This is a genomic window from Pseudovibrio sp. Alg231-02 (assembly GCF_900143565.1).
Classification (GTDB): Bacteria; Pseudomonadota; Alphaproteobacteria; order Rhizobiales; family Stappiaceae; genus Pseudovibrio.
In genome coordinates this window covers 204,957-221,352 of record NZ_FREX01000003.1, presented here as the reverse complement: position 1 = coordinate 221,352, position 16,396 = coordinate 204,957, and the positions used below count along the sequence as shown (strand labels likewise).

Here is a 16,396-nt window from a genome sequence, read left to right as displayed (position 1 = left end):
TGGTCGACTTTCAAATCGCCCCTTTCTCTGCAATAACGAGAGCGACCAGTGCAATTTTTGAGGTGATATGGGGTTCTTTGCGACAAAGGTTTTGCCAGAGTTTATTGAGGTGGATTTGGGGCATAAGCCTCTGCAAATCCGCCTGAAACGCAACTCCAGAGCAAAACGCTATATCCTTAGAATTCCCCCTGGAGACCCAACACCTGTCATCACTGTTCCTGCTCGCGGCAATCTGAAAACAGCCCAGGATTTTGCCAATCGGCAAGTCGAGTGGCTGAAGCAAAGATTGGGCTCTCGTCCGAATACCATCAAATTTGAAGAGGGTGCCCGCATCCCTATTAAAGGTGTCCTGCACACCTTGCGGTCTTCTGGCAAACTGCGTGGGCTTGCGAAGCTTGACCTTGAAGAAGAGACGGATGAACCGCTATTGTTACTGCCTGGAGAAACCCAAAGCTTTCACCGCAAAACCAAAGACTTCCTGCGGAAGTTAGCTAAAGAAGATCTTGAGGCACACGTACAGCACTTCACGAAGAAGCTTGAACGCAACTATCATAGCATCACATTGCGAGACACCAAGAGCCGATGGGGATCCTGCTCGTATGATGGGAAACTATCGTTCTCCTGGCGCCTTGTGATGGCACCACCCGACATTTTGGAGTACGTAGCCGCTCACGAAGTTGCTCACTTGGTGAAACTGGATCATTCACCAGAGTTCTGGCGTGTTTGCGAGCAGTTAGCACCCCACACAAAGCAAGCCCAACGCTGGCTCAAAGAGCACGGCTCTCAACTTCATCTTTACGGACAAGAATAGCTAGCCACCGCCAAACAACCTTCCAAGCAGGTCCAGCGGACTTGTGCTGGTGTTGTTTTGCGGGCGCGGAGTTGTTGTTGCTTGAACAGCAGGCCTTGGTGTCTGTGGTTGCTGAGGAGCTGCCACAAATGTTGGTTGACGACGCTTAGGCGTAGTGCCCGGTTTCAACAATGGTGATGTTTCGGCAAGATTAATCGGCACACCCGGCAGTCTGGCAATCGGGATACCCTGATGCTCTGTCTCCATCACCCATGCCCAGATTTCTGCTGGCAGTGTCCCCCCACTCACCTTCTTCATCGGCTTGTTATTATCATTCCCAAGCCAAACCGCAGTGGTGAGTGAGTTTGTATAACCAATGAACCACGCATCTTTGTAGCCTTGCGTTGTACCGGTTTTGCCTCCCGCCGGTCGTCCAGCCAACAGAGCGCGTTTTCCTGTGCCTCCATAGACTGTTTGTGCCATCATAGTATTGATTTCACTCAGCTTATCTCCACGAACAACGCGTCCTGTACCATCACCGGAACGGCGATAAAGCACTTTGCCATGTTCATTTCGAATTTGCCGTACCACATGAGGAACGACACCATATCCGCCATTGGAGAAAGGCACATACGCAGCTGCAATCTCAAGCGGGGTAACCTCTGAAGTTCCAAGAGCGATGGACGGATTGGACTTCAGCGCAGATGTAATGCCCAGACGACGTGCTGTACGCGCCACGTTGGCCGGGCCAACCTCATGCGCCAGCTTTGCTGCAACGGTGTTGATCGAAAATGCAAGCGCTTGCGTCAGTGTCACATCGCCGTAGTATCGCTTGGTGTAGTTCTTCGGCGTCCAGCCCCTGTAGGTGACACGAGCATCCCTGCGGACAGTATTAGGGGTCATACCCCGTTCCAACGCTGCAAGATAAACAAACGGTTTGAAGGCAGATCCCGGCTGTCTGCGTGCGTATACAGCGCGGTTGAACTGGCTTTTCCGATAATCAACACCGCCAACAAGAGCACGGATTGCACCGCTGCGATTGAGCGTAACAACCGCGCCTTGAGTGACATTAAACTCTCGGCGAGACTCCGCAATTCGAGTGGTCAGCGCTGTCTCAGCCGCTTGCTGCATATCCCAATCGATGGTGGTATCGACGATGATGTCTTCACCAATAGAGCCGACGAAGCCGGGTAGCAATTCCATCACGTAATCAGCAACATAATTGCCACTGCTGCTGTTATGGCTTGTGACAACGTGCGCTGGGTTGAACAATGCGTTTTTGGCGTCATCAGCGGTGATGAAGCCAGCCTTGTGCATTGATGCGATCACCACCTGCGCACGACCTTCTGCAAGAGCGGCATTGCGTGTGGGTGCATATTTACTAGGTGCTTTCAGCAATCCTGCAATGGTTGCCGCTTCAGCAAGGTTGATGAGATGAGCGGATTTTCCAAAGTAAACCCGCGAGGCGGCATCAACACCATAAGCCCCTGCACCGAGATACACCCGGTTAAGGTACATCTCCAGAATTTCGTCCTTGCTGTAATTCCACTCCAGCCACAGCGCCATCACCACTTCCTGCATCTTACGTTGCATGGTGCGCTCAGGCTTTAGGAACAGGTTCTTCGCCAGCTGCTGTGTGAGTGTTGATCCGCCCTGTACAGTTCGCCCGCTGGTGTAGTTGACAAATGCAGCGCGGGCGAGACCAATTGGATCGATGCCGAAATGATACCTGAACCGCCTGTCTTCAATAGCCATTACAGCTTCAGGCAGATACGTAGGCAACTGCTCAAGACGGACGGCCTCTCCGCCGGTATCTCCACGATTGGCAATCAAAGTGCCGTTTGCTGAAACGATGCGCACGTTAGGTGGACGTTGCGGAACAGCCCACTCCGAAGCTGGTGGCAAATGCGCAGCGTAATAGGTGAGAATTCCGCCAACAACGACGATCCCCCAAATGCCAAGTACGACGCTCCAATACATGGAAAAGCGAAAGGACTTCCACATGAACCGCCGAAACTTGCTTTGGCTCTTTGGCTTGCCAGAGGAGGTTGCTGCATCAAGAGCTGCCAGTGTCTGTTGACGTGCCTTGCGGCTAGGTTTTTTGGCAGGCTTCTTGACTGGCGCTCCTTGCGCAGGTCTGGGACGTTGGGGAGCAGGTTTTCTGGCCTGTGCCGTTGGGTTTTGCGGTGAAGAGCGTTGCCCTGATGATGATTGCTTGCTTGGAGCGTTGGCTTTGCTCGGACGACGAATATAATCTTCGACCTCGTCCGGACGCAATGCGACGCCTTGTAAGCGTGGGCGTTGAGGTTGTGCTGGGCGTTTTGAGCGCTGTCCTTCAGGATGTTGAGGCGGCTTGCCGGAAGGGCGTTGCCCGGGGCGCACTGGCCTCCGTTTTTTGCCATTTCCATTTTGGCCTGTCGCCATAACTTTAAAACACCCCAGTACCAATCACTCAAATTTTGGGCAAATATTGCCATGAAAGATTGAGCAAGCCTGAACAAACTCAGGCTGCTGACCGCTTGGGAGGGAGGTCGCAACCTGGATACAAAACACGAACGATTTTAGGGAAACACGCTTAATTGTGCGTTAAGCTATTGAGGTGAATTGCGCGCAGTTGGCCGGGAAATACCACAAATATGCAGAGATGCTAGCGCTTCTACGCATATAAAAAAGGGCGGAAATCCGCCCTCTCCATTTTGAAACATTGATAGCTTTGTGATCAGCTGGAATACCGGCTGGCATCTTGGCCATAGTAATTCACATAGCGTGAGTTCAGCTTGGACACTGGCATGATGATCAAAACATCAGTGGTGCCGAACTGGTGATCAACAACTGCTCCGTTACCGATATAGGCGCCAAGGCGTAGATATCCTTTAATCAGCGGTGGCAGAGAACGCAGCGCAGCGCGTTGATCCACCTGATCTTTCGCAATGCGGTTCATTTCTACATACTGGTCCGGCAGCGCTGATACGTGCCATTCTTCTGGTGCACTAGCAAAATGATGCAGGAAGGAAAGCTGCTCAGCAAGAAGATCAGGATCAGTACCTTCGATAGAGGCACAGCCAATCATTACATCTACATTGTGCGTCAGCACATAAGACCAGATGCCATGCCATAGCAATTCTACGGTCTTCTTGGTGCGATAAGGTTTCAAAACACAAGAACGACCGAGTTCCATGAAATTCAGATCACTGTGACGATCCAGAATCCCTTGAATATCAAACTCGCCTGCTGTGTAGAAACCGCCATTGAGCTGTGCAAGTTCCTGACGGAGCAATCGGTAAGTGCCTACGATCTGCGGCTTGAGTTTGGAAAATGGTTTGTTGCGAACCTGACTGTTGTGATCAACGACCAATAGATGATCACAAATCTCGTCATAACTGTCGCGATCAAGACGCGATAACTGAGTTTGTGCATCTGCAATAGCGGACATCTCTTCGTAAAACACTTCGTAGCGTAAACGCTGAGATTGCTTGAGTTCTTTGGCTCCGTTGGAAAGACGAACCTCGAGTGGGCCGACCTTACCGAGGCTTTGTCCTGCCTCCGGCATTTTTCCAAGCATTGCCTGAGGGATCCACCGTGGCGCAGGTCGCCCTGACAACTTGCTCGGTGTAAACTTTTTTAGGACTTTCATCGGGGAGATATGTCCAGATCCAGCCATACTATTATTATCTCATATTGCTTAGGTGTTTATGAAACATTGCAATAATGAGAACGCCTTTCTGAATTTGCACCAATCGAGTCACCCATGTCAATTTTGGGTAGTCAATCTGTGATATAAGCCCATTTTAGGACAGTTGAGTGACATAACACCAACATTTACCCGCGTAACGACGCTCACATCTGCTAAACAATGCTGCGGTCGCGGTTAATCTGAGTATAACAACCGCCTCGTGATATTGAACAGGCTAAATATACCGAGCTATCCCTTAGCATAGCGTTTTAAAACAGCTTCGAGATCCTGCTTTTTTAGGGGTTTGCTTAAAAAACCGTCTGCTCCGGCATTAAGAGCCTCTTCTTTTGCGTCTGGCATAACGTCTGCTGAAACAACATAAATTGGCACCTGCGATGCGGTTTTTTCTTCTCGGCCTCTAATTTTTGAGATGGCTTCAAGTCCATCCAGACCGGGCATGTGCAGATCCATGAGCACAATATCAAACGAGCCGCTGGCACAGAGCGAAACAGCCTTATGCCCATCCTCAGCAAGCGAGGATGTGTGGCCCAGTTTGCCCAGCAATGCTTCAACCAGCATCCAGTTAATTGGATTGTCTTCGGCCACTAACACATTGAGATTTGTACTCTGGCCTTGTGGTGTAGATGCCACCTTTTCTTCTGTCACATCGTTGTCTACCACGTCAGTCTGCAGCGAGCTGGGTGAGAGCACCCGAAGCAGTGAGCTGCGACGAACAGGACGGGTCAAGTAACCGGAGAACTCTCCAGTTTTGATGTCGGCAATTCGAGCTCGTTCCTGAGGTTTAATGAGGACAAAGATCTCCGGTGCACTCTCAGATTGCCGCCCATAGAAATTGCGAATGCGTTCTACATATTCTTCACCGACAAGCAAACGGTCAAATTGTATCGTAAGAGGCAAATCTTCAAGTTCATCTGCTGCCAGAACCTTGGTGTGATTGTAACCGCTTGTGCTCAGCGTTTTATAGACGAGGTCGGCCTCAATCTGATTGCTGGTTATGATCGCGATACGATCATTATGTTCTTTTACAAAGTCCTCTGAAATCTCATCAACTGGCATCTCAAGAAGGAAAGTGGAGCCACAACCCAGCTGGCTTTGAACGGTGAGCGAACTTCCCATAAGTTCCGCGAGTCGTTTGGAAATTGCCAAGCCCAGGCCTGCTCCATCGAACTTGCGGTCTCTCCCATATTCACCCTGTTCAAATTCCCTGAAGATGCGAGCTGCTGTGACGTCATCCATGCCGGGGCCAGTATCTTGAACAGCGAACTCCAACAAGTGGTGGCCTGTAGTATCCGTAGTAACTTGCAGGACTAAAGAAACGCCGCCCTCTTCTGTAAATTTGATCGCGTTTCCAACCAGATTGTATAGGATTTGCTGCAATCGTGCGGGATCACTCTGGATGGTTTTTGGTACGGCTGGATTGATAAATGAACCAATCTGCAACCCCTTTGCATGGGCTTTGGGAGAGAGCAGCTCCACAACGCGTTCCACTAACGGAGCAAGTTCAACATTGCCAGTCTCCAACTCTAGCTTTCCTGCTTCGATCTTGGAGTAATCAAGTACCTCATCAATGAGCATCAAAAGTGTGGAGCCTGAAGTTCTGATCGCATTAATGTAATTTTGCTGCTCTGCAGTGGTTGCCGTGTCATCCAACAAATCTGCCATGCCCAAGACACCGTTTAAGGGCGTACGAATTTCGTGACTGACCATCGCAAGGAAGCGAGATTTTGCCTCGCTGGCATTTGCTGCATGGTCGCGATCTTCTCGCAGCTTTTGCTCAGCTTGTCGCCTATCTGTGACATCCGTCAGGATCCACTGAATGATAGGAGCTCCACCGCTGCCATCGCGAATGCTCAGGCGTAGGAGTGAATACCAGCGGGTGCCATGTTTTGTACGCAAGGCGACATCTTCAGTGGTTCCAGCAGCCCCTTCCTCAAGATCAGGAGTAAAGTCTTCGGCATAAGGCAGATAAATAGCCTCTCCGATCTCAACTCCAAACCCAGCTGGAAAATTGCGTTTACCTGCATCATTGACGGACAGCACCGCCCCATTGCTATCACAACGGATTACAATAGCGCCCAGCGCATCCAGAATAGAACGGTGCCGATCATCCGCTTCACGCAGTTGCCAGTCAGTATCGCTAGCTAATTCAGATGGGTCCTCAAGTTGCTCCACTTCACTCTGGATTTGAGCCGTTTTCCAACTTTGGGCGATAACATCACTTGCTGGAAACCGACGAAACAAGACAGCGCCAGCCCCAAAAGCAAGTAACACAACATAGAAACCTTGCAAGGACTGCCAATCGGTCAGCAGCAGTGCAATCAGCAAGCATACAACGCCCACGAAAATGGAGAGGCTCTTTAGAACAAAGGAGGATTTCTCGGTGATTTCGCTTTGCTTAATCAGAGACACGCGAGCCTGAGTAACAACATGAGTGCTCTCCTCAGTTTTCAGTCTCCGTTTCAACACAGCTTTTGCTCCACCCGAACTATTTCGGTAAATCAGTAAAATTCAATTGGTAGGATATAACAGATTATGCTGCGGCCAAATAGGCTGAAGAGCGTTTGAAGCTCAGGGCCTCGGCCAGGTGAATACGCTGAACGGACTCTGACCCGTCCATATCTGCGATTGTCCGTGATAGTTTCAAAACACGATGGTATCCACGTGCAGAAAGACCAAATTGTATGGAGGCCTGTTCAATTAACTCCTTACTGCCTTGATCCAATGCAACAATTTGCTCGATGGTCCGCGCACTGGCATGTGCATTGACAGTGATATCTAACCCAAGAGAGGCATAGCGAGCTTGCTGTATTGCGCGAGCTCGCGCCACACGTTGAGCAACCACCTGCGAACTCTCAGAAGTGCGCGGGCTGATCAGGTCTCTTGCAGAAACTGCGGGAACATGAAGTTGCAAATCCATCCGGTCAAGGAATGGCCCGGACACTCGCGACTGATAAGAACTGGCGCATTTATCGCCTCGCCTGCAAGTATGTCCCGGTTCTCCTGCATATCCGCAACGACAAGGGTTCATCGCAGCAACCACTTGCACTATGGATGGATAGCTCACCCGATAATTGGCACGCACAATCGTCGCCACACCGTTCTCAATAGGCTGCCTCAAGCTGTCCAAAACGGAACTATCGAATTCTGGCAGTTCATCCAAAAAAAGCACACCATTGTGAGCCATGGACACTTCACCGGGTCTGGCCTTTATACCTCCGCCAACCAATGAGGCCATGGATGCAGAATGATGTGGTGCCCGGAAGGGGCGTTGATTGCTCAAAGCGCCATCTTCCAACTCGCCTGATATGGAAGCGATCATGGATACTTCCAGAAGTTCGCGAGCTGAGAGCGGTGGCAAAAGAGCGGGTAACCTGCTTGCGAGCAAGGTCTTTCCAGAACCTGGTGGGCCAACCATCATCAGGTTATGAGAGCCAGCTGCAGCAATCTCCAGTGCCCGCTTCGCTGTTTCCTGACCTCGAATATCGGCAAGGTCCAGTGAACTGGCAACTTGTGGAGAGCTACGCGGTTTTGGGGCAGAAAGAGTAATATCACCTTTCAATGCGCGGTAGAGCTGAACCAGTGATCCCGCGGCCATAATCTTCAGGTTCTCATCCGCCCATGCCGCTTCAGAGCCGCAACTTGCTGGACAGATCAAACCTTTCCCGTTTGCAACAGCAGCGATTGCAGCTGGAAGGGCTCCGTTGACGTGCGAAATGCTGCCATCCAGTGAGAGCTCACCAAGTACGAGGAAGCCTTCGACAGCTTCCGCAGGCAGTGCCCCCATCGCCACCAAGAGACCAAGTGCAATAGGAAGGTCATAATGAGATCCTTCCTTAGGCAGGTCAGCCGGAGCCAGATTAACCGTCACACGTTTGGCGGGTAGCGCCAAGCCGGAGGCAATGAGAGCTGAACGAACCCGCTCTTTGCTCTCTGCAATTGCCTTGTCAGGCAGGCCAACAAGAGTGAAATAGACGGATCCGGGGCTAATCTGGACCTGCACGTCAACATTTGCAGCGTCGACACCCTGAAAGGAAACGGTAGAGATGCGAGCAAACACCTGACACTCCTGCGGCCACAATTAATCATCATTGTAGTAATTAAGCAGGAACGAATGAGAAACACACAAGCCTTGAATACTCAGAAATACGAAAGCTCCCATAAGAAGCCCTACCTGAATTCTCGGAGTTCATGATGAAAAAGAAAAGCCCTGTTGAAGAACAGGGCTTTTGTTACTTTTTAGGCTTCCAGCTTTTTCTCAAGCACATCCCAGACCATGCCGGCCACATCTGGCCCACCCAGCTTCTGGATCGCTCGAATACCAGTTGGTGCCGTCACGTTGATTTCAGTGAGGTTTCCGTCAATCACATCGATACCAACGAGAATGAGCCCCTGCTCTTTCAGTGTCGGCCCAAGGCGCGCGCAAATCTCTCTTTCGCGCTCAGTCAGGTCACTGTCTTTAGGAGAACCGCCACGCACCATGTTGGAGCGTAAGTCACCCTCTGCAGGCACACGGTTCACTGCACCAGCAAACTCACCATCAACCAGGAGAATGCGCTTATCACCGTGCTTCACATTCGGCAGAAACTTCTGAATCACCCAAGGCTCGCGGAATGTGACGGAGAAGAAGTCGTAAAGAGACCCATAGTTCAGGTCATCCTTGGTCACGCGGAAAACAGCAGCTCCACCATGTCCAAACAACGGCTTCATCACGATGTCGCTATGGATGTTGCGGAACTCATCAATCTCCTCGCGATCATGGGTGATCAACGTTGGTGGCATCAGGTCCGCAAACTGGGTCACAAACAGTTTCTCTGGTGCATTACGTACAGAGACTGGATTGTTCAGAACGAGCGTTGTCTCGGAAAGCTTTTCGAGAATGTGGGTCGCAGCGATGTAAGCCAGATCAAATGGAGGATCCTGACGCATCAGAACGACGTCCATTTCAGACATGTCAACGCGCTGCGGTTCACCAAAACTGAAGTGATTGCCTGCTTCGTCGCGCACGGTTACCGGCTCAACGCGGCACATAACCTTTTCACCCCAAAGCGCCAGACGCTCTGGTGTGTAGTGATACAGTTCATAACCACGATCCTGCGCTTCTAGCATCAGAGCAAAAGCACTGTCGCCCGCAATGTTGATGGTAGAGATATGGTCCATCTGTACGGCGACTTTAAGCGGCCGCTTGGCACCAGAAGAAGCTGCTTGGGACATGAGGCACTCCTGAAATAATGCTGGGATAGAAATCCATGTAAATAAAAATGGATGTTAGCTGCAGATATGTGGGTCAGAAAGCAATTTGTCTACATTTTTGCGATAAAATATTTGTTTCCTAAAAAATTTCAGCTTCAAAAAGATTAGGGAAGTGTTGGGCTTCTCCGTGTTTGGGAAGAATAACCGCATCAAATCGCAAGGTTTTTCCAACCACATCGTTGTGGTGTGAAACCCATTCTCGGGCGGCATTTGCAATCCTTCGTTGAGAGCGTTGCGTGATTGCATATAAGCCATCATCCACACCCCGTCTGGCTTTCACCTCCACAAACACGATCGTCTGGTCTTGTTCGGCGATCAAATCGATCTCGCCCTGCTTGGTTTTGTAGCGTCTTTCAAGAATCTGCCAGCCAGCCTGGCGAAGCAACATCTCTGCTTTCAACTCCGCCTGCAGGCCTTTTCGGTAAGCTGCCTGCTTCTTCAGAAGGTTGCTTTTAGTCGCTCTCGGGCTCTTCTGCGGTTCCTGCATTTTTAAGCTCCATCGCACGGGTATAAATCGTCTTTCGATCCACCCCGGTCGCTTTGGAGACTTTTTTGGCTGCTGCGCTCACTGGCATTTCTTTCAATGCCTCATGCAACAGCGCGTCTGCATCAACCTCGGTCAGTTCCTGCTCTTCAGGTGGTGAGACAAGAATAACAATTTCTCCCTTGGGGCGATCCCCCGAATAGAAATCACTCAGTTCTGCAAGGGTACCACGTTGGAAGGTCTCAAACCGCTTGGTCAGCTCGCGAGCAACAGCTGCTTTACGCTTTCCAAGAACTTCAGTCATATCGACAAGAGAAGCTCCAACTCTGTGAGGGCTCTCATAAAACACCAGTGTCGCCGGAATATCTTTCAATTCTTCAAGGCGTTTCTTTCTGCCATGGGTCTTATTGGGCAGGAAGCCAGCAAACAAAATGGTGTCAGAAGGCAAACCAGCACCAACCAGACCGCTCAACATGGCTGAAGCACCTGGAATTGGCACAACCTTGTGCCCATGCTCCACCACATCACCTACAAGTCGAAAACCGGGATCAGAAATGAGCGGCGTACCTGCATCTGAGACCAGTGCAACGGCTCGACCTGCGCCCAATGCCTCTAAAATTTTGGGAAGTTGCCTGTGGGCATTGTGCTCATGATAGGTCATCATCTGCGTGCGAATGCCATAACGCTGTAACAAAACACCCGTCACACGGGTATCTTCGCAGGCAATAAGATCGCAAGCCGCCAAAGTTTCCAGCGCACGGATTGTGATGTCCTGCAGATTGCCGATTGGGGTTGAAACGATGTGCAGTCCCGGTTCAATCCGTTTAGCCGCTAGCGAATGCTCGCCAATGTAGTATTTCCGCTCGGATGCAGCTTCGGAATGATCCATGGTCGCCTCGTGAGAGCTCCAGAATGGAGCAAGTTTTGCACAGTAGAGAGTGCACATCTAACCAACAAACCGCAAAATGACTAATTACAACGGGGAGTTTTTGACAGAATCCTTAAAAAAATCGCGGATTTCCTTGGGTTGAGGCTGTATTAACTGCGTTGGATCTGTAGAAATAAACCAAACTAAGGCGTATCTCCGAGAAGTGGGGTCCGGTTTTCGGATAAGAGTATGCGTAAAATAATCGATTAGAGCATGGCGCGGGAACAATCGCGACGAGTTCTAAATGTAAATTGCCGGATTTCGTCCCTTGCAAAACGGGGGATTGATCGAACGGCCTTCGGAATAGATGGGGCATCCATGAGCTTAGGATCAGCCACACTGCGTGGAATGAGCTTCCGCAAACTTGTGACAGGGGCTGCACTTGGCGTCTCCTTCTTGTTGGCTGGCTGTGTTAATTCACCTAACTTCTCATCGGTGAACACTCCTTTTCAGCCTGATTTGAACCCGAACGGCCAGCCGCAACTGGTTTCAGGCCGTGCCATTGGCAATGGTTCTGTTCGTGTTGGCCTGCTGCTGCCATACTCTGGCGAAGGTCAATCCGCTGCTTCTGTTGCCACTCTTTTCGAAAACTCCGCCAAGCTCGCGCTAGAGGATTTTCAGGGAGCTGACATCCAGCTACTCGTAAAAGACACTGGCGGAACCTCAGAGGGTGCAAGCATTGCTGCTCAGCAGGCGATCAGTGAAGGTGCAGAACTCCTTATCGGTCCGGTTTTTGCCCCAGCTGTTCAGGGTGCTTCTGCTGTTGCGCGTCGCTCTGGTGTCCCAATCGTTGCATTCTCCTCTGATATCAATGCGGCAAAGCCGGGCACATACCTGCTCAGCTACCTGCCAGTATCTGACGTGAACCGCATTGTGTCTTACGCTGCAGAACAAGAGCGTGGCTCCTATTCTGCGCTGTTGCCAAACAATGCCTATGGTGCGGTGGCTGAAGCTGCATTCCGTCAGGCTGTTGGGCAAACAAATGGTCGTATCATCACCATTGAGCGCTACATCCCAGGCAATGCTGAAGACATCCGCGCCCGCGTTGCCAGCCTGAGCCGCTCTATTTCGCAGGTGGACACTCTGTTTGTTCCAGAAGGAGGCGGTGTTCCTCCGTTTGTGATGCAGGTGATGACCGAAATGGGTGCAAGCCTTGGTGAAGTGAAGATGATCGGCAGTGGTCAATGGAACACACCAGACATCCTCCAGTCTCCTGTCATGGTTGGTAGTTGGTTCCCAGGTCCGGATAACCAGAGCTTCGAGCGTCTCGCGACCCGTTACCGCGAAACCTATGGCTCTCAACCACCGCGCAATGCGTCCTTGGCTTATGATGCAACAATTCTGGCCGCTGGGCTGGTCCGCTCCGCTGGGCCTGATCGCTTCTCTAACCGTGTGTTGACCAACCGTGATGGTTTCCTCGGCATTGATGGTATCTTCCGCTTCCAGCAAGATGGCCTGAATGACCGTGGACTTGCGGTTTATGCTGTTTCTGGCAAGAGAACTGCAGAACCAATTGCTCCGGCACCTCGCAGCTTTTCCGGCCAATTCTAGGCTCTGAAACTTTTGGTGTTGAAAGCCTCGCTCGCAAGAGCGGGGCTTTTTTGTGTTTAGCTCTGAAAACTCTCTCCAATTGCACTTGTTATCTTGGGGCTGTGGTGATCGAAAAAGCCTAATCTGCATTGGCAAAATCGCCATTAGAGGCAAGGAGCCATGCAGGAACTACGCTTTCATCATGTCGGCATTCCCACTAGCGAAAAGCTGCCGGAAACGCACCACAACAAAACCCTCAAACTCACTGCAACAGGCTATTTTGAGGGTCCCTATGCCATTGAGTGGATGAACTTTGATGATGACAACCCACTCCCCGAGATAATCAAGACAACCCCTCATGTTGCCTATGTGGTTGATGACCTTACCGAAGCTTTGCAAGGTAAGAACGTTATTTTGTCTCCAGAAAGTCCGGCCAAAGGCGTTTGGGTCGCTTTCATTTTGGAGGGTAGAAACCTCATCGAACTCATGCAATTCGATAAACCCGAAGAAGAAATTTGGCCTCATCCCGGAAAATTCAGGATCTGAAGGCGCTGCACTGTTACCGCGATTTACTCAATGGGACGAAAGGCCTTTAGGAAACTAATGAAATCTGGAGCGAAAACGGATAGAAATACCTCAGGAAATGAGTTGGCGGGCCTGATGGTGATCAAGCCTGCGCAAAAGGTGGTTTTAAAATGCTTTCAGACAAGCGCATTCTCCTCATCATCACAGGCGGTATTGCAGCCTATAAATCGCTGGATCTGATCCGCCGCCTGCAAGAGCGAGGCGCGAAAGTTCGGGCAATTCTGACCAACGGTGGCTCCCAGTTCATCACACCGCTTGCTGTTGGTGCGTTGACGGGCGACACAGTCTTCACCGAGCTGTTTGACAGAGAAGCCGAGCATGATGTCGGCCACATCCGCTTGTCGCGTGAGGCAGATCTCGTCGTCGTCGCCCCAGCCACCGCAAACATCATGGCAAAGATGGCACATGGATTGGCTGACGATCTGGCCTCCTGCGTATTGCTGGCCAATGACAAACCGGTCCTCGTTGCTCCTGCTATGAACTCCAAAATGTGGAGCCACCCGGCCACCCAACGCAACGTGGCTCAGTTGAAAGCGGACGGCCTGAATTTTGTTGGCCCCAATGCGGGCGAGATGGCGGAAAAAGGCGAAGCAGGTTATGGCCGCGTGTCCGAGCCGTTGGAAATTGTCGCCGCGATTGAAGATCTCCTTTCTCCAAAAGAACAGCCCCTGAAGGGCAAACGCATTGTCATCACGGCTGGCCCAACCCATGAGCCAATTGATCCAGTGCGTTACATCGCCAATCGATCCTCCGGCAAACAGGGCTATGCCATTGCAGAAGCTGCGGCGAATGCTGGAGCGCAAGTGACGCTTGTCTCAGGCCCAACAGTTCTGTCAGACCCGAAAGGCGTTGAGACAATCCGCGTAGAGTCTGCAAGCGCTATGCTGGCCGCAGTTGAATGTGCCTTACCAGCTGACATCGCGATCATGGCTGCAGCCGTAGCAGACTGGCGGGTTGCTCACGATAGCAACCAGAAAATCAAGAAAGACGGAACAGGCTTGCCGCCAGCGCTGAGCCTTGTCGAAAATCCGGATATTCTGAAGACAGTAGGACATTTGCAGGGCAAACGACCGAAGCTAGTGGTTGGTTTTGCTGCCGAAACAAATGATCTGATCAACAACGCCCGCGGAAAGCTAGAGCGTAAAGGCGCTGATTTGATTGTAGCAAACGATGTTAGCCCAGAGAATAACGTTATGGGTGGCGACAACAACACCGTCCGTCTCGTGACCCATAACGGCGTGGAAGATTGGCCGAAAATGGGTAAGGACGAAGTCGCTCGCCAGCTTGTCAAAAAGATTGCAGAGCTGGCTTAACCCATTCGCCAATCTGTCTCGTTAGAAGGCCGGTAAGTTCGTACCGGCCTTTTTGCTGTTTAGGCCGAAACCTGTTCGCTCTCGTGTTCTGCACTCAAAACCGGTTTACCGAGGATCATGTCTGAAGCCTTCTCGGCAATCATGATTGTCGGCGCATTCGTATTGCCTGAGATCAGCGAAGGCATCGCAGAAGCATCAATCACTCGCAGGCCTTCCAGTCCGTGCACTTTCAGGTCCGGCCCGACGACCGACATTTCATCTGTGCCCATTTTGCAAGTGCCAACAGGATGATAGATCGTCTCCGCCCTCTCCCGCACCGCTTGCTTGATACTGCGCTCATCACGGCCAAACTCGTAGAGCATGTCCTCCCTATAGTCTGAGAGCTCTGGCCCTTCCAGAATGTCCCGTGTCATGCGGATACCCTTCACCAACACATCCATGTCTTCCGGATCTGTCAGATATTTCGGGTCAATACGCGGAGCATCCATCGGGTTTGCTGAGTTGAGCCCAACTTCCCCGGTTGATTTTGGCCGCAAAACGCAAACGTGACAGCCAAACCCGTATCCGCCATAGAGCTTCCGACCATGGTCATCGATGATGGAGATGACGAAATGTAGTTGAACGTCAGGCCTGTCCAGTTCCGGGTTGGTCTTCAAAAAAGCCCCACCCTCTGCTGCCGGAGAAGCAATTATGCCAGACCCATCCTTCCGCCAGCGCAGTATCTCCTTGATCAGCTGAATGCCCGGCTTCAAGCCCAGTCCCAGCATATCCGTTTTATTAGAGCGGTAGCTGATGGTGTAATCCAGATGATCCTGCAGGTTCTTGCCCACACCTGGCAGGTCATGCAGGACCGGAATGTTGTGTTTCGCCAGCTCATCCGCTGGCCCAATGCCAGAAAGCATAAGCAACTGCGGAGACTGGAAAGCACCTGCTGAGACAATAACCTCACGTCCAGCTTTCACCGTCGTAAGTTTGCCCTTCTGGCTGTATTCAACACCAACGGCTTTCTTGCCTTCAAACAACACCCGAGTACTGCGGGCATGGGTAATCACGGTTAGATTGGGGCGATCCATAACGGGATGAAGGTAGGCAGCAGCAGCCGAACAGCGCTCGCCTTTTTTATCATCCTCATGGAACTGCGTGACCTGATAAAGCCCAACCCCCTCTTGATCACCGCTGTTAAAGTCATTGTTGCGTTTAATCTGCCTGCCTTCAGCTGCCGCTAGAAAGGCATGCGAGATTGGAAGAGGCGAACGCTGCTCTGAAACGTGTAAAGGCCCATCGGCCCCATGCATTCCGCTTTCACCGCGCTGATTGCATTCAGATTTTTTGAAGTAGGGCAGTACATCATCAAAGGACCACCCCTCAGCACCCTGCTCCACCCAACCATCATAATCCTGTTTTTGGCCACGGATATAAAGTTGAGCGTTGATTGCGCTGGAACCTCCCAAAGCCTTGCCGCGTGGATGGAATGTGGTTCTGTCGTTAAGCTCTGTTTGTGGAACTGAGTTAAAAGCCCAGTTGTTGATGGCAAAGGGCTTTGCGGAAACCATCGCTGCAATGCCAAGAGGTGCCCGTACCAGAACGGACTTTCCTTCACCTCCAGCCTCAAGCAGGCAAACAGTTACTGAAGAGTCTTCTGTAAGTCGGGCTGCAAGCACACACCCTGCTGAGCCGCCTCCAACAATCACATAATCAAAATCCATTGCGCCCCTCCCCAGAAACACACCACACGCCCGAAAGCCCTCACCTCTTCCGGAAATGAAACAGCAAAAATGCCTAAAGCACTTTTCTCTCACCCCAATACGGACAAGTTGTTTTA

12 protein-coding genes are annotated in these 16,396 nt (G+C 51.2%); 4 read left to right on the top strand and 8 right to left on the bottom strand.

The features are described 5' to 3' along the window. Positions 1-67: 67 nt before the first annotated feature. On the top strand, positions 68-811 hold the full coding sequence (locus tag DHN43_RS10505; RefSeq protein ID WP_108818559.1) for a M48 family metallopeptidase: 744 nt from the start codon (positions 68-70) through the stop codon (positions 809-811). Here DHN43_RS10505 and DHN43_RS10500 read toward each other — a convergent pair whose 3' ends face one another. The 7 genes from DHN43_RS10500 to rsmI form a co-directional block, all read right to left on the bottom strand. Then, the gene (locus tag DHN43_RS10500; RefSeq protein ID WP_373456190.1) at positions 812-3,214 is read right to left on the bottom strand and encodes a transglycosylase domain-containing protein; all 2,403 of its coding nucleotides are present in this window, start codon (positions 3,212-3,214) and stop codon (positions 812-814) included. A 295-nt stretch (positions 3,215-3,509) separates the two neighbouring features. Beyond that, positions 3,510-4,352 carry a GNAT family N-acetyltransferase gene (locus DHN43_RS10495; RefSeq protein WP_108818558.1) on the bottom strand — a complete coding sequence of 281 codons (843 nt, stop codon included), beginning with the start codon at positions 4,350-4,352 and terminating at the stop codon, positions 3,510-3,512. A 360-nt stretch (positions 4,353-4,712) separates the two neighbouring features. After that, on the bottom strand, positions 4,713-6,950 hold the full coding sequence (locus DHN43_RS10490) for a response regulator (protein ID WP_208995185.1): 2,238 nt from the start codon (positions 6,948-6,950) through the stop codon (positions 4,713-4,715). A 64-nt stretch (positions 6,951-7,014) separates the two neighbouring features. Further along, a complete protein-coding gene (locus DHN43_RS10485) occupies positions 7,015-8,541 on the bottom strand; it encodes a YifB family Mg chelatase-like AAA ATPase (RefSeq protein WP_108818556.1) in 1,527 nt (508 codons plus the stop codon). A gap of 179 nt (positions 8,542-8,720) precedes the next feature. Continuing rightward, complete coding sequence (gshB, locus tag DHN43_RS10480) at positions 8,721-9,695, bottom strand: glutathione synthase (RefSeq protein ID WP_084404307.1); 975 nt, start codon at positions 9,693-9,695, stop codon at positions 8,721-8,723. 118 nt (positions 9,696-9,813) lie between these two features. After that, on the bottom strand, positions 9,814-10,221 hold the full coding sequence (locus DHN43_RS10475; protein WP_108818555.1) for a YraN family protein: 408 nt from the start codon (positions 10,219-10,221) through the stop codon (positions 9,814-9,816). After that, positions 10,187-11,107, bottom strand: a complete 921-nt coding sequence (gene rsmI / locus DHN43_RS10470) for a 16S rRNA (cytidine(1402)-2'-O)-methyltransferase (RefSeq protein ID WP_108818554.1) — start codon at positions 11,105-11,107, stop codon at positions 10,187-10,189. Before rsmI ends, DHN43_RS10475 begins: the two co-directional genes overlap by 35 nt. Positions 11,108-11,464: 357 nt before the next feature. Here rsmI and DHN43_RS10465 point away from each other — a divergent pair, with 357 nt between their 5' ends. From DHN43_RS10465 to coaBC, 3 genes are all read left to right on the top strand, one after another. Beyond that, positions 11,465-12,697, top strand: a complete 1,233-nt coding sequence (locus DHN43_RS10465) for a penicillin-binding protein activator (protein ID WP_108818553.1) — start codon at positions 11,465-11,467, stop codon at positions 12,695-12,697. 159 nt (positions 12,698-12,856) lie between these two features. Beyond that, a complete protein-coding gene (locus tag DHN43_RS10460; protein WP_057463154.1) occupies positions 12,857-13,222 on the top strand; it encodes a hypothetical protein in 366 nt (121 codons plus the stop codon). A 149-nt stretch (positions 13,223-13,371) separates the two neighbouring features. After that, entirely contained in the window at positions 13,372-14,574 is a 1,203-nt protein-coding gene (gene coaBC, locus DHN43_RS10455; RefSeq protein ID WP_063306023.1) for a bifunctional phosphopantothenoylcysteine decarboxylase/phosphopantothenate--cysteine ligase CoaBC, read from the top strand. A gap of 59 nt (positions 14,575-14,633) precedes the next feature. Here coaBC and DHN43_RS10450 read toward each other — a convergent pair whose 3' ends face one another. Continuing rightward, on the bottom strand, positions 14,634-16,280 hold the full coding sequence (locus DHN43_RS10450) for a GMC family oxidoreductase (RefSeq protein ID WP_108818552.1): 1,647 nt from the start codon (positions 16,278-16,280) through the stop codon (positions 14,634-14,636). Between the last annotated feature and the right edge of the window lie 116 nt (positions 16,281-16,396).

Bases quoted from the DNA above. Each gene is read 5' to 3' on its own strand.
- DHN43_RS10450 (WP_108818552.1), bottom strand. From the start codon at position 16,280: ATGGATTTTGATTATGTGATTGTTGGAGGCGGCTCAGCAGGGTGTGTG.
- DHN43_RS10465 (WP_108818553.1), top strand. From the start codon at position 11,465: ATGAGCTTAGGATCAGCCACACTGCGTGGAATGAGCTTCCGCAAACTT.
- DHN43_RS10475 (WP_108818555.1), bottom strand. From the start codon at position 10,221: ATGCAGGAACCGCAGAAGAGCCCGAGAGCGACTAAAAGCAACCTTCTG.
- rsmI (WP_108818554.1), bottom strand. From the start codon at position 11,107: ATGGATCATTCCGAAGCTGCATCCGAGCGGAAATACTACATTGGCGAG.
- gshB (WP_084404307.1), bottom strand. From the start codon at position 9,695: ATGTCCCAAGCAGCTTCTTCTGGTGCCAAGCGGCCGCTTAAAGTCGCC.
- DHN43_RS10505 (WP_108818559.1), top strand. From the start codon at position 68: ATGGGGTTCTTTGCGACAAAGGTTTTGCCAGAGTTTATTGAGGTGGAT.
- DHN43_RS10500 (WP_373456190.1), bottom strand. From the start codon at position 3,214: ATGGCGACAGGCCAAAATGGAAATGGCAAAAAACGGAGGCCAGTGCGC.
- DHN43_RS10495 (WP_108818558.1), bottom strand. From the start codon at position 4,352: ATGCTTGGAAAAATGCCGGAGGCAGGACAAAGCCTCGGTAAGGTCGGC.
- DHN43_RS10460 (WP_057463154.1), top strand. From the start codon at position 12,857: ATGCAGGAACTACGCTTTCATCATGTCGGCATTCCCACTAGCGAAAAG.
- coaBC (WP_063306023.1), top strand. From the start codon at position 13,372: ATGCTTTCAGACAAGCGCATTCTCCTCATCATCACAGGCGGTATTGCA.